Origin of the sequence: Actinomyces oris (assembly GCF_001937665.1) — a bacterium.
Lineage (GTDB): Bacteria > Actinomycetota > Actinomycetes > Actinomycetales > Actinomycetaceae > Actinomyces > Actinomyces stomatis.
Window position 1 is genome coordinate 12,641 of record NZ_MSKL01000006.1, and the last position, 13,445, is coordinate 26,085.

Consider the following 13,445-nt stretch of genomic DNA (forward strand, 5'->3'; position numbering starts at 1 on the left):
GGTCGACGCACCGTGGCGTCTAATGGGCCTCGATGGAGAGCTTGATGTAGACGGCGCTGAGGATGGTGAAGATGTACGCCTGCAGAATCGCCACGAAGACCTCGAACAATGTCACCACGATCATGGCGGTACCGGTGAGGACGCTGATCGTCGAGGATGCCTGGAGGTGAAGAAGCAGGCTGGTGGTGCCGAAGAATGTCATGCCGAGCAGCAGGTGCCCGGAGACCATGTTGCACAGCAGACGCAGGGTGAGCGTCACCGGCCGCACGATGAAGTTCGAGAGGAACTCAATGGGGGTGATGAGCAGGTACATCGCCTTGGGCAGCCCGGGAGGGAAGAGCTGGGCGGCGAAGAAGTGCCCGGCCCCCTGCTCCTTGATGCCGGCGCCGATGAAGGTGATGTAGGTCAGGGCCGCGAACACCATGGGCACGGCGACCACCGAGGAGGCGGCGATGTTGAGGCCCGGAATGACGCCGGAGAGGTTCATGGCGAGCACGCCCAGGAAGAGGGTGCCCAGCAGCGGGGCGAAACGGCGGCCGTTCTTGTTGCCCAGGAGCATGAAGGCCACGTTGCTGCGCACGAAGTCGGCGATGATCTCCAGCAGGGCCTGGCCGCGTCCGGGAACCAGCCTGAAGCGGCGGGCGGCAGCCAGTCCCAGGGTCAGGCACAGGAGTCCCCCCATGACCAGGCGGACGAAGGTGAGGCGGTTGAACTCCATGAAAGTGCCCTCACCAAAGAGCGCCTCAGGGAAGAAGTCCTCGACGCTGGGCGAGTGCGGGTGCTGAGTGAAGGCGGGCACCGCGGTCAGTGCGATGACAGCGACCAGGACGATCAGGAGCACCCAGTACCACAGCGGTTTAGTGAACGGCTTGGCGTCAGCCGTCCGCGGCACGGCGACGTCGTCGGCTGCCACGCCGTTCTCGGTGACGGTGTTGGTGGACAGGAGTTCCTCCCAATGTCTCTCACGCTTCGGGGCCTGTCCTGACAGGCACGCTAATCACGGGCCATGCTAGCGCCTCACAGGGTTCTCACGAAGCAAACGGGACACCTCGTTGCGGCCCGTTGCAGCCACCCGCCCCGACAACCAGCCCCACCCACCGGTCAGGGGCGACCCTCAGAATCACCCTTCTTCGGCTCCACCGCAAGGATTCGCGCCTGCGCCAGCACGGTCGACTCTGCGAACATGCCCACCAGGATCGCCACAATGAGTGAGACCCCAATCACTCTGGTGTCACATCCCAGGGCCCTGCCTCCCAGGAGCCCCACCGCCAGGAGCGCGACCTTTCCCAGATATCCGCCTGCCATCCAGGCCACCAGGGTTCCCGTGTCGGAGTGGACCATGCGGTCCAGGAACCACCAGGTCGCGGCCAGGAGCAGCGTCGTGGCCCCCACTGCGGCCAGCAGCGTGCCCAGCGGCTGGGCCACGGCGCCGCGGGCTCCGCCGATGAGGCACCACAGGGCCTCGCCGGCCACCAGGATCACGGCGGCCACGGAGAGGATTCGGCGCAGCCGGGCTGAGGCCTCACGCAGTGCGTGGGCGTTCGTGGGAGTCGTCTCGCTCACTGGCGTGTCCTTTCAGAGGGGCCGGACGGCGCCGACAGGGCGATCCCCTGCGGCGCCTGCCCCTCGGCCGGGCGCGTCACCTCACCGGTCCCCGAGACGTTGCGGGAGATGACGATCCGCTGCTCCTGACGGTCCTGGCGACGGCGCAGCGCTGAGCTCAGGCCGTGGCGCACCCCGGGCATGAGGTCGACGGTGACGACGAAGGCCAACAGGACCGCAATGGCGAGCCCCGCCAGCACCCAGGGCAGGGGGAAGAAGGCCATGGCGGCCACGGGGAAGGAGGCGACCGCCGCCCACAGGTACATCACCAGCACCGCACGGCGGTGGGAGTGCCCGGCGGCCAGGAGCCGATGGTGCATGTGCATGCGATCGGGGTGGGTGGGACTCAGCCCCTTTCGGGTGCGGCGCACGATCGCCATGATCATGTCGGTCAGGGGCAGCAGGAGCACCGCCAGCGGCAGGAGGATCGGCATGAAGGCGGGCAGGGCGCGTGAGCCGTCGAAGCTGCCCGGGTCGATCTGCCCGGTGACGATGATGGTGGAGGCGGCCGAGACCAGTCCCAGCTGCATCGCCCCGGAGTCTCCCATGAAGATGGTGGCGGGATTGAAGTTGTGGGGCAGGAAGCCCACGCACACGCCGATGAGCGCGGCCACGATGGTGGCGGCCAAGGAGCTGTAGGAGCCCGGGCTCGTGGCGCGGGTGAGGACGTAGGTGTACAGGAAGAAGGCGGTCGAGCCGATCCCGATGATGCCGGCCGCCAGCCCGTCGAGCCCGTCGACGAAGTTGACGGCATTGATGGCGGCCACCACGACGATGACGGTGGAGACGAGGGACAGTCGTGAGGAGCCGATCGTCAGCCCCGCCACGGGGAAGGTGAGGAGCTGGACACCCTGCCAGGCCATGACGCCGGCGGCCAGGATCTGACCGGCGAGCTTGGTCATCCAGTCCAGCTCCCACAGGTCGTCGACGACGCCGAGCAGGCACACCAGTCCCGCCCCCAGGACCACCGCCCAGGCGCTGGAGTCGATGACGTCGGAGAGGTAGGGGATCGTGGAGGCCACGGAGATCGCGGAGAACAGGCCGAAGAACATGGCCACGCCGCCCAGGCGCGGGATGGGCGTGGAGTGGACGTCACGGGCCCGCACGGGGGTGAGCGCGTTACCCACCAGGGCGATGTGCCGGACGATCGGCACGGCCACGTAGGTGGTCGCAGTGGCAATGGCCATGACCAGGAGGTAGACCTTCACGCACCCGCCTCCTTCCTGTCCTGCGCCGCCTCTGCCATTCGTTCGGACAGGGCGACGCCGGCCACTCGCTCCAGGTCATCCAGCGCCAAGGCACCCTGGCGCAGGATCCGGGGGGCACGGGCGTGCTCCCCGGCGAGCGTGACGATGGTGGAGGGAACCGGTCCGGGGGTGGCTCCGCCATCGAGCAGCAGGATGTCCTCTGGCCGGGTGGCGCCGGCGCCTTCAGCACCCGGCGCGATCTCTTCGACGCACCGGACCCGCCCGGGGAAGGCGGCCCGGGCGGAGGCGGCGTCGGTGGCGGGCGGTGCGCCGGTGAGGTTGGCGGAAGTGACGGCCAGCGGGCCGCTGCGGCGCAGGAGATTCAGGGCGAGCTCATGGGCGGGCATGCGCACGGCGAGGGTGCCACGGGTCTCCCCCAGGTCCCAGGTCAGGGTCTCATCGGCGTCGAGGATGAGGGTCAGCGCCCCCGGCCAGAAGGCCTCCATGAGGGCGCGGGCGGCGTCGGGAACCTGGGCGACGAGCCCCGTCAGATCGGTGGGGTCGGCCACGAGGACCGGCGGGGGCATCTGGCGTCCGCGCCCCTTGGCGGCCAGCAGCCGCTCGACCGCCCCGGCGTCGGCGGCGTCGCACCCGATGCCGTAGACGGTGTCCGTGGGCAGGATGACGAGCCCGCCTGCGCGCAGGTGCTCGCAGGCCGGTTGGAGAGGGTCGGGGTGGGGATGAGCGGTGCTCGCGGAGGGCTGCGGGGGGTGGCTCACGCCCCGCATCCTGCCACGGATCGGGCCGTCGACGGGACAGTGCGGCAGTGTGGGCCCAGACGCGATGTCAGACCGTCACGCACCGGGCCTCCCTCACCCGCGTATCCCCGGTTCGTTCCTGGGACGAGCCCGATTCCTACACGATGCGGCGGGCCACGGCCCAGCGGGTGAGCTCGTTGCGGTTGGACAGCTGGAGCTTGCGCAGGACCGCGGAGACGTGGGTCTCGACGGTCTTGACCGAGATGAACAGCTCGGAGGCGCACTCCTTGTAGGTGTAGCCGCGGGCGATGAGTCGCATGACCTCCCGCTCACGCGCCGAGAGGCGGTCGAGCTCGGTGTCGGCCACGGCCACCTCACCCGCTCCGGCGCCGAAGGCGTCCAGGACGAATCCGGCCAGGCGCGGGGAGAAGGCGGCGTCTCCGGCGGCCACTCGCCGCACGGCCTGGGCCAGATCCTCGGTGGAGATCGCCTTGGTGACGTAGCCGCGGGCACCGGCCCGGATGACACCGACGACGTCGTCGCTGGCGTCTGAGACGCTCAGGGCCAGCAAGCGCGTCTCGGGGACGTCGTGGCAGGAGGCGACGACCTCGGCCCCTCCCCCACCGTTGCCGCCGGGCAGGTGGACGTCGAGCAGGACGACGTCGGGCCGCAGGGCGTGGACGGCCGCGATGGCGCCCTCGACGTCGTCGGCCTCGGCAATGACGTCCAGGTCGGGAGCGTGGGCGGTCAGCTCGGAGCGCACCCCGGAGCGGACCAGGGCGTGATCGTCGACGACCAGGACCCGCAGGGGCGCGCTCGCCTCGGCGGGCTGGTGGTGGTCTGTTGTGGTACCGGCGGGCGTGTCAGCCATGGGGGTCTTCCTGGTGGTGACGTGGGGTGATGAAGGATCAAGGGGTCGAGTGAGGCCGAGTGGGACGGGCTCAACGATAGACGGGCTCAGTGGGTTCGCTCAGGCAGAGCCAGCACCACTTCGGTGCCGCTGGACATGCGGCGCACTCGGGCGCTGCCGCCGTGGCGCTCCATGCGGGCGATGATGGACTCGCGCACGCCGTGACGGTCCTCGGCGATGGTGTCGAGGTCGAAGCCGGGGCCGTGATCTCGCACGAACACCTCCAGGCCCTGGTCGCCGGCCTCGACGTAGAGGGAGACCGGTGGGGCGCCGTGGCGCACCGCATTGGACAGGGCCTCCCGGGCGGCGGCGACGATGACCTCGGTGTCGCGGTCGGGGACCCGGTCGCCGACGCACACGGCATCGACGGCCACGCCGTAGCGGTCCTCGATCTCACCGGCCAGGTCGGTGAAGGCGTCGGCCACGGAGGTGCCCGGCGCCGGACGGTCGGTGTAGAGCCAGGCGCGCAGCTCGCGCTCCTGGGAGCGGGCCAGGCGGGCCACCGTCTCGGGCTCGTCGGCGCGCTTGCGGATGAGGGTGAGGGTCTGGAGGACGGAGTCGTGCAGGTGGGCGGCGATGTCAGCGCGCTCGGCCTCGCGGATCTCGGCGGTGCGGGTGTCGGCCAGGGCCCGGTTGGTCCGCAGCCACAGGGGCGCCAGGACCACGCCGATGGCCGCCACGAGCGCCCCTCCGGTGATGAGCCCGGAAATGAGCTTGTAGGGGGTGCTGTCCGCGGCCACCCACACCAGGATGCCGACGACGGCCAGACACACCCCGCCCGCGACCCGCAGGACAGCACCCAGGTTGCGGTCCGGGCCGACGAGGTTGTCCATCTGCGACCATGCCAGGGCCGCCCCCGTGATGACGACGATGATGATCCCCACCGCCCCGATCCGGTCCAGCAGCCCGAAGCGCCAGGAGGCCAGGAAGAGGGCCGCCAGGAGGAGTGCGCCGCCGTCGATGACCGTCTGCGACAGGCCCAGGGCGGCTCCGCCGTCGGTTCGGCGGTCTGCAGCGCCTCTCCCACCCCTGAGACGGGCCGCCAGGCGGGCACGGGAGACCGCCGAGGCGGGGTCATCGCCTGCCGGACCGTTCTCCCCGGGGAGGGTCGCCCACAGCAGGGCATAGAGCAGGGCGCCCGCACCGCCGCCGAGGGCGAGGACGACCATGACCGCACGGATGTATCGCACGGGGACGCCCAGATGGAGGCCCAGTCCCGCGCAGACACCGGCGATGCGCGCGGGCCGGCGCATTCGGGCGGTCTCCATGGACAAGTCAGCCGGAGCCGGCCCCAGGTGATGGGGCAGACGACGCAGAGGGGGGCGTCGCTGCAACTGCTGCGGAGGGCTCCAGGAGTACGCCCGCCCGCCTGCGGTCGGCCCGGGCTGCGCACCCCGCTGCTGAGCTGTCGTCATGGCACCATCGTGGCACGTCAGGGTCGCCGATCCGATTGTCCCCCGGGGGATTCGGGGGACAATCCGGGATCATTCAGGGGTTCCCCTGATCGTGCCGCAGGTCCTTGACGCGAAGAATTGTTGACATGAACGACATGCCCGCTTCCCCGTCTGACGGTGACTCTCCCACCGGCTCCGATTCCTCCACTTCCTCCGAGACCTCCGCTCCTTCCACCCCCCACGGCGCCGCTGGCGCCCAGCGCGATTCCCAGCAGGGCCCGCAGTACGGTCCGCAGGCGGGCCCCCCGCCCTCCTTCCAGCAGTACGGCGGACCGCGGCCCGGGCCTCAGGGTGGCTCGACCCACCGCTTCTTCGACTCCCTGCGCGGCTCGGGCCTCATGCGCACCAACGAGCGCTGGATCGCGGGCGTGGCCGGAGGCGTGGCGTACCGCTTCGGCCTGGATCCCACCCTGGTGCGTTGCGTGTGGGTGGTGCTCTCACTCTTCACCGGTGTCGGACTGGTCCTCTACGTCCTGGGCTGGGCCCTCCTGCCCGAGGAGTCCGATGGGCGCATCCACCTGGAGGAGGCCCTCTCCGGCCGTTTCAACGCGGGCCTGGCAGGGGCCATCGGGATGCTGATCGTCGGTATGGCGACAATCGGCAGCGGTTTCATCCCCAGCTGGTACGCCCATGATGCGGGTGCCGCGGGGATCGCCGCCGCCCTGTGGACCCTGTTCTGGTTGGGGTTGATCGTCCTGGGCGCAGTCTTCCTCATCCGCAGCGCCCAGAACCGGCGCGCGAACCGACAGGCCGCTCGAGGCCCTCAGGGACCCCAGCCCTGGCAGACCGGCGCTCCCGGCGCCGCTCAGGCCCCCGGCGCCCACCCCGGTAGCCAGGACGGTCAGGCCAGTCAGGCCGGGGACTTCGCTCCGACCGCGAGCTCCGCAGCGGGCTCCATGCCGGCCTGGGCCTCCTCGACGCCCGGCTCCGGCGCCCCGGCCTTCAACCAGCCGGCCGGCGGCCAGAGCTGGCAGAGCCGCTCCTACCGGCAGTACCCGCCCTACCAGCCGGCGCCCATGCCGGCCCGTCCACCGCGCCCGCGCCGTCCCGGCCCCGGTTCCTCGCTGTCGCTGGCGGTCCTGGGCCTGGGACTCCTGACCGGAGCGGGCATCTGGTACGCCACGGCAACCCATCGCGTCGGCCTCATCCAGGGCCAGTTCATCCTCATCGGCACCCTGGTCGCCATCCTGGGAGCGGGCATCGTCGCCAGTGGCCTGCGCCGTCGGCACGGCGGCTGGATGACGGTACTGGGCTGGCCGGTCCTGTTCGTCGTTGCGATCCCCGCTCTGGCCACAGCCTCGATCGTCCCCACGAGCCTGGCCCGCATGCCCTTCGAGACCCTCAAGGACTCGACCACCGCCGCCTCGACCACGGTGACCTGGAAGGAGCTGACGGCGTCGGCCAGCAGTGGCAGCGTCACCTACAGCAAGAGCATCGGCGACCTCACCCTGGATCTGCGCGACATGCCCGCTGCAGAGGCAGGCAAGCTCTCCACCATCACCACCCACCTCGACGTCGGAACCCTGCGTATCAAGACCGACACCAACCAGCGGGTGACGGTCAAGGCCGACGTCGATATGGGGGCGGTCGACTCACAGGTCGCCCGGGCCTGGACCGTCAACGGCCGACAGATGGATCAGGAAGACGACACACGTCGCTATGACGTGACCGGCAAGAGCATCTCCACCTACAGCAGCTCCAACGGCGGGCTGGACGTCAAACGCACCCTGGCCTCCCCCAGTAGTAGTGACGGGCGGCCGGAGATCACGATCAACGCCTCGGTGGACACCGGGACGATCAACGTCGAGGAGTACAGCAACACCGTCTCCTGGTACGGCAGCACCGACGAGCCCGTGTGGATCGTCAGCTCCTGGTACGACGAGAAGGGCGATGCCCACGGTGATGCTCTGCCGGTTCCGGGTATGAACCACCAGGCCATCACGGCCAAGGACGCCGAGGCCTGCATCCGCACGGCCCACGAGAGCGTGGGCGGGGACGACCGCAGCGAGGATGTCAGCTGGAGCAACCTGTCCGACCTGACCTCCGCGGAGCGCCCCTCCTACGACTCCTGCGTGCACAAGACCCTGTCCGGGCAGGGCGCCGCACAGCCCGGTGCGACCCCGAGCCCCTCCGGATCGGACGCTCCGACACCGTCCCCGGCGCCCACCAAGCAGTCCGCCACGGCCACCCCGGCGGATGCCGGCTGATCGCACCCGCGCCTCCGCACTCGTTTCAGCCACCAGAACTCGTCCCCGGGCACGTCCCGGCCCCTATCCAAGGAGACCCCCAATGAGCAGTACCTCGTCCACGACGTCGCCCGACGACGCCGGCAAGAACAGCACCGAGACGATCGGCGAGGACGCCACGAGGCCCTTTCCGGCTTCCGGCGACACCCGACCACTCACCATGCCGCTTCCCACCTCCGACGGTGTCGCTACTGATGTCCTGAGCACCGAAGGCGCACCGGGCGGTACCGATCAGGTCGCCCGTACCGACGATGCCGACGCTAAGAGCAAGGCGGAAGCGCCAACCGATGCACCCACCTCTCCGGCCGCGAGCTCAGCCCAGAACCAGAACGGATTCTCCACCGCCTTCGATACCGATCCCTTCGGACGGGAAGGTAAGAACGGCAAGGGCCGCGTCACGTCCGCGGACCCGGCACCCGCGTCGTCGACGCCGGGCCCGGTGTGGAGCGCCGGGACGGTGGCCGGTCATGACCAGCGACCTCAGGCACCCCAGGACATCAAGGGGTCCACGCTCCTGTGGGGGGCCTTCCTGCTCCTCATAGGTGGGCTGCTCATCGCGGCGGGCCTGGGGCTGCGCTTCGACTTCACGACGACGGCCATCGCCTGCCTGGCCGGGCTGGGGGGCCTGCTCGTCGTCGCGGCCCTCATCCCCAAGAAGCACCGCAGCAGCAAACCCTGATCCGCCCGGCATCCACCCCGTAGAACCGCGAGGACGCACCTCGGAACTCGCCGACTGCACCTCCAAGGTGAGGCCGCAAGCCCGAACGTGCGTCCTCGCGGCGTATTACGTCAGGGAAAACTCACCGGGACCAGACAACGACAAGAGTGGATATCAGCCCTGGTAGACGATCTTGGCCTTGACGTCGTCGACGGCCTCCTCACCGAGGTAGTGGCGCACGATCTCCAGGCCGAAGTCGATGGCGGTGCCCATGCCGCGGGAGGTGATGACAGGGCCGTCGGTTACGACGGCGGCCTGGCTGACCTGCGCCCCGTGCTCGGCGAGCACGCTGATGAAGCCCGGGTTCGACGTCGCCTGGCGGCCCTCGAGCAGACCCAGCTCGGCCAGGATCGAGGGGGCGGCGCAGATGGCGGCCACCGGCCGGCCGGCGCGCACGCGCTCGGTGACCGCGGCCATGAGCGGCTCGACGGCCTTGAGGTTGGGGGTGCCGGGGATGCCACCGGGCAGGACGAGCATGTCGTAGTCGGCCAGGTTCGCCTCGGCCAGGGTGAGGTCGCAGGTGACGACGATGTTGTGGGAGGAGGTGACGGTCCGCTCAGGGGTCACTGAGATCATCGTCGTCGGGATTCCGGCGCGGAAGAGGATGTCCACGGTCGCCAGCGCCTCGACCTCCTCCAGTCCCGGCGCGATGAAGACGGCGACGGCCTTATCGGTCCTCTGGTCGGTGGGCGCGTGGAAAGCGGGCATGTCTCCTCCAGGAAGGTCGGCTCAGATGCGTGTGGCTGCCACCGTCACCCTACGCGCCCGCAGCATCGGCCGGGAAGGCAGGCGCCGGCACCATGACTCAGCGCTGGCGCAGGAGGTGCTGCTCGGCGTTGTCCAGGATCGGCTTGGCGGTCTCGGGCGCGTAGACGCTCAGGCCGCCGTCGGATACGGCAAGCTCGACGTCGCCGTCGTCGGCGACAGTGACCGGCTCGTGCCCGCCCAGGACGCAGATCCACTGCTCGCCGGCGTGCCGAGCCCCGACGTGGAGACGCTTGGTGGCGGCCCTGCGGTCGGACAGGACGACGGCGAGCCCGGAGCCGGGGTGGGCATCGTCGCCCTCGCGCGCGAAGCCGATGAGGTCGGGCCCGTCGAGGTAATCGTGCTGGGGGCCGTGGGCCAGTGCGCGCCGCATGGTCATGAGCAGCGGCAGCTCGGTGACGGCCGGCAGGTCACCGGTCTCGGGGGTGCCGAACAGGTCGCCCCAGAAGACGCAGGGGGTCCCGGCCTCGCGCAGCAGGATGAGGGCGTAGGCCGAGGGCTTGAACCACGACTCGATGGTGGAGGCCAGCGACTGACCCGGCTGGGTGTCGTGGTTCTCCACGAAGGTCACGGCGCGGGCGGGATCGGATGCCACGAGAGTGCCCTCGAAGAGGCGGGACAGGTCGACGTCGCCGTTGGAGGTGGAGGCGGCGTGCAGGTGGAAGTGGAGGGGGACGTCGAACAGGCTCATGAAGGGAACGGCCTCCAGGTAGCCCTCCAGCTCGGCGACGTCGCGGGTCCAGTACTCGCCCACGGCTGGCAGGGCGCGCCCGGTGGCGCGTCGCAGCTCGGGCAGCCAGCGGGCGAAGAAGTCGGCGCCGACGTGCTTGAGAGCGTCCAGGCGCAGGCCGTCGACGCCGGTGGTCTCCACGTACCAGCGCCCCCAGCGATCCATCTCGGCGCTGACGGCGGGGTCGGTGACGTGGACGTCGGAGCCCATGAGGTAGTCGTAGTTGCCGAGCTCATCGTTGACGTTCTCGTTCCACTGCTTGCCCTCGAAGAGCCACACGCCCTGCTGGTGGCGGGCCTCGTCCCAGTCGGTGCCGTGGAAGCAGGTCCAGTCCCAGGTGAAGTCCGAGTGGGCACCGTTGCGCCCCGGGAAGGTGTAGCGGGTCCAGGCGGTGATCTCCTCGGTATCGCCGATGGGGCGCATGCGGTCGTGGGGGTCGACCGGGATGGCGCGCACGACCTCGGTGTCATCGCCGCCCATGCGGTGGTTGAGGACGATGTCGGCCACGACGCTGATGCCGGCCGCGTGCAGGGCCTCGATGGCGGCGAGGTAGTCCTCCTTGGTGCCGTACTTGGTGGGGACGGTGCCCTTCTGGTCGAACTCGCCCAGGTCGTAGGTGTCGTAGACGCCGTAGCCGACGTCCTCCACTCCGGCCTGTCCCTTGTAGGCGGGCGGGAGCCACACCGAGCTCACCCCGCAGTCGGCCAGGAGGGAGGCGTTGTCCGCCAGGACGCGCCAGTGGGTCGAGTCGGCGGGCAGGTCCCAGGCGAAGGCCTGGAGCAGGAGGGGATTGACGACGTCGTCCGGGTTGGCGGGGCTGGGCTGGGCGCGGTTCTCGGTCACGGATCCGATGCTGCCAGTCCTCCCCGTAGGCGGCAGCAGAATGCGCGTTCGAAAAGCCCGTGTGTGTCCGCCTGCCCCATGCCAGGTTGTTCTGCGCCTCCCCGCAGGGTTCCTCCCGGTGCCCCACATGTCTCGACGGCCGGGGACATTCCACGCGGCCGGGGACAGGTCGTTCCGGCCGGGGGCATGTCGTTCCGGCCGGGGGCATTCGACGCCGTCGGGGACCGGAATCCTGTCCCCCTACGCGCAGGGCGTCCCCGGCCGGAAGAGAATGCACCCCCACGCGCCAAATGTCCCCGATGGTGAGCCGCAGACTCTTGTCGATCCTGAGAACACACCCCACCTGATACCAGTCTGGTACCACCTGCTACTGTGGACGTATGGCGATGACATTGCGTTTGAGCAAAGAGGATGAGCGGCTGCTCGCGCTCCTTGCGGAGGAGGACGGAGTCAGCCGCCAGGAGGCGACGATCCGGGCGATCCACGAGGCGGCCGCGCGCCGCGGACATGAGCAGCGAGTCGCGGACGCCTCCGCCCGCATCCGCAGCCGATACGCCGAGGTCCTGGAACGCCTTGGTCGCTGATCGGGCGCAGAAATGGTTGAGTACCTGACGCTCGAGGACGCGTTGTCACTCATTGGGGACCTCGCTGTGGGACCGGTCCGGGATCTCGGCCTGCTCGACGCGGCGTTGCACCGACCTGCAACCATGCTCTGGGGACGCGACGCTTACGCCACGATCGATGAGAAGGCGGCGGCTCTGCTCGATTCCCTGGTCCGCAATCATCCGCTGGTGGATGGCAACAAGCGCCTGGGGTGGTTGGCCACGCTGGTCTTCCTGGACGTCAACGACCACTGGGTCGAGGCGCCCGACGACGACGCCTACCGGCTGGTGATGGACGTCGCCGCTGGGGAGCTCTCACTCAAGGAGATCGCTGAGGCCCTATCGCGATGGCACGGCCACGGCTCGGAATAGAGCAGCACTGTGGGGCAAGGCGTCGATCTCTCGGCTTGGAGACGCGCCCCTCCGGGCCTGGACATCCGACGCCGTCGGGGACATTCCACGCGGCCGGAGGCATGTCGTTCCGGCTGGGGGCATTCGACGCCGTCGGGGACCGGATTCCTGTCCCCCTACGCGCAGGGTGTCCCCGGCCAGGAGAGAATGCACCCCCACGCGCAGAATGTCCCCGTCGAGATCGGCCGCCCAGGCCTAGTGTCGGTACCGTGCCGACCAGTGCCAAGCCAGCACCGGTCCAGCGCCGAGCAGTGCCAGACCGGCACCAAGCCAGGTCCTTACCCAACGCCCGGCCCAGCACCGGACCAGCGTCCATCCAGCGCTCAGGCCGAGGCTCGCAGCACCACGATGCGCTCGGCGAGCTTGTCCACCAGCGGCAGCCGCATCAGAGGCGCGAGCAGGGGGTGATAGCGCGCGATGGTTTGGGTGAAGGGGACGTCGTGGAGCAGTGTGTAACCGGGGGCCACCGTCCGGCGGAACTCCGAGGCGCTGGAGCAGCCGTAGGTGTAGCGCGCCCCCGCGTCCTCCACTGAGCGCTCCCGGCCGTACTTCTGGAACAGTCGGGGCATGACCTCGATGAGGACGGTCGCGCCGGGCAGGCGCGCGGCGATGATGTCCAGGAGCGTGCACACCTCCTCCTGCTCTAGATACATGCTCAGCCCCTCGATGATGACGAGCACGTCGCGGCTCACGTCCCCCAGCTGGTCGGGCCAGGCGGGGTCGAGGGCGGAGGCCGCGATCGTGCGGTGACGCTCACCGTCCCCGAGCAGCCGACGTCGCAGCGCGATGACGTCGGGCAGGTCGAGGTCGTACCAGGTGACGTGCCCGTCGTCGAGGCGCTGGAAGCGGGTGTCGAGCCCGCAGGCGATGTTGACCACCGTGCAGCCGGGGTGGGTGTGCAGGTACCCGGCTACGAGCGGGTCGAGTGTGAGGGTGCGCAGCACGACGCCGTCGGCCATGAGCCGGTCCTGGGCGGCCAAGGTGAAGTCGTAGTCGAGCCGAGAGACGAGCTCGACGGCGGCGGGGTCCGTGAAGCGCGGGCGGTCGGAGAGCGTGTGCTCCGCCCTGGCGTGGAGGGTCAGCAGCATCGTCTTGCTGACACTGGTCAGGTCCGCGGTCCCGTGTGCGCTCATGCGGTCAATTCTGCGGTGCCGGCGATTCGGGCACCAGTGCCGTCAGAAAACGGAATACGTCTCCGAGCCCCACGCCCAGCCGCGCG

Annotated in this window: 13 protein-coding genes; 4 read left to right on the forward strand and 9 right to left on the reverse strand. The window is 69.8% G+C overall.

The features are described 5' to 3' along the window. Window positions 1-19: 19 nt before the first annotated feature. From atpB to BKH28_RS02020, 6 genes are all read right to left on the reverse strand, one after another. On the reverse strand, window positions 20-892 hold the full coding sequence (gene atpB / locus BKH28_RS01995; protein ID WP_178388816.1) for a F0F1 ATP synthase subunit A: 873 nt from the start codon (window positions 890-892) through the stop codon (window positions 20-22). Between the two features lie 209 nt (window positions 893-1,101). Further along, complete coding sequence (locus BKH28_RS02000) at window positions 1,102-1,563, reverse strand: pseudouridine synthase (RefSeq protein WP_075417269.1); 462 nt, start codon at window positions 1,561-1,563, stop codon at window positions 1,102-1,104. Then, window positions 1,560-2,810, reverse strand: a complete 1,251-nt coding sequence (locus tag BKH28_RS02005) for an MraY family glycosyltransferase (protein WP_075417270.1) — start codon at window positions 2,808-2,810, stop codon at window positions 1,560-1,562. Before BKH28_RS02005 ends, BKH28_RS02000 begins: the two co-directional genes overlap by 4 nt. Then, on the reverse strand, window positions 2,807-3,577 hold the full coding sequence (locus BKH28_RS02010; protein ID WP_075417271.1) for an L-threonylcarbamoyladenylate synthase: 771 nt from the start codon (window positions 3,575-3,577) through the stop codon (window positions 2,807-2,809). Before BKH28_RS02010 ends, BKH28_RS02005 begins: the two co-directional genes overlap by 4 nt. Window positions 3,578-3,704: 127 nt before the next feature. After that, the gene (locus BKH28_RS02015; protein WP_081379996.1) at window positions 3,705-4,418 is read right to left on the reverse strand and encodes a response regulator; all 714 of its coding nucleotides are present in this window, start codon (window positions 4,416-4,418) and stop codon (window positions 3,705-3,707) included. Between the two features lie 86 nt (window positions 4,419-4,504). Further along, window positions 4,505-5,872: an ATP-binding protein gene (locus BKH28_RS02020; RefSeq protein WP_256695435.1), complete on the reverse strand. Its 1,368-nt coding sequence runs from the start codon at window positions 5,870-5,872 to the stop codon at window positions 4,505-4,507. Between the two features lie 125 nt (window positions 5,873-5,997). Between BKH28_RS02020 and BKH28_RS02025 the strand changes: the two genes are divergently transcribed. Both BKH28_RS02025 and BKH28_RS02030 read left to right on the forward strand, forming a co-directional pair. After that, window positions 5,998-8,118: a PspC domain-containing protein gene (locus tag BKH28_RS02025; RefSeq protein WP_075417273.1), complete on the forward strand. Its 2,121-nt coding sequence runs from the start codon at window positions 5,998-6,000 to the stop codon at window positions 8,116-8,118. A gap of 82 nt (window positions 8,119-8,200) precedes the next feature. Next, on the forward strand, window positions 8,201-8,836 hold the full coding sequence (locus tag BKH28_RS02030; RefSeq protein WP_075417274.1) for a hypothetical protein: 636 nt from the start codon (window positions 8,201-8,203) through the stop codon (window positions 8,834-8,836). 153 nt (window positions 8,837-8,989) lie between these two features. On the opposite strand, the gene BKH28_RS02035 is transcribed toward BKH28_RS02030, so the two are convergent. Together BKH28_RS02035 and BKH28_RS02040 are read right to left on the reverse strand one after the other, a co-directional pair. Beyond that, entirely contained in the window at window positions 8,990-9,583 is a 594-nt protein-coding gene (locus BKH28_RS02035; RefSeq protein WP_075417275.1) for a DJ-1 family glyoxalase III, read from the reverse strand. Window positions 9,584-9,680: 97 nt separating this feature from the next. Continuing rightward, on the reverse strand, window positions 9,681-11,213 hold the full coding sequence (locus tag BKH28_RS02040) for an alpha-amylase (RefSeq protein ID WP_075417276.1): 1,533 nt from the start codon (window positions 11,211-11,213) through the stop codon (window positions 9,681-9,683). Window positions 11,214-11,593: 380 nt separating this feature from the next. On the opposite strand from BKH28_RS02040, the gene BKH28_RS02045 reads away from it, so the two are divergent. Both BKH28_RS02045 and BKH28_RS02050 read left to right on the forward strand, forming a co-directional pair. Then, entirely contained in the window at window positions 11,594-11,797 is a 204-nt protein-coding gene (locus BKH28_RS02045) for a CopG family transcriptional regulator (protein WP_075417277.1), read from the forward strand. Window positions 11,798-11,809: 12 nt separating this feature from the next. Then, a complete protein-coding gene (locus BKH28_RS02050; RefSeq protein ID WP_075417278.1) occupies window positions 11,810-12,187 on the forward strand; it encodes a type II toxin-antitoxin system death-on-curing family toxin in 378 nt (125 codons plus the stop codon). Between the two features lie 362 nt (window positions 12,188-12,549). Here BKH28_RS02050 and BKH28_RS02055 read toward each other — a convergent pair whose 3' ends face one another. Beyond that, window positions 12,550-13,359 (reverse strand): class I SAM-dependent methyltransferase, encoded by an 810-nt coding sequence (locus tag BKH28_RS02055; RefSeq protein WP_075417279.1) that lies wholly within the window; start codon window positions 13,357-13,359, stop codon window positions 12,550-12,552. Window positions 13,360-13,445 lie beyond the last annotated feature (86 nt).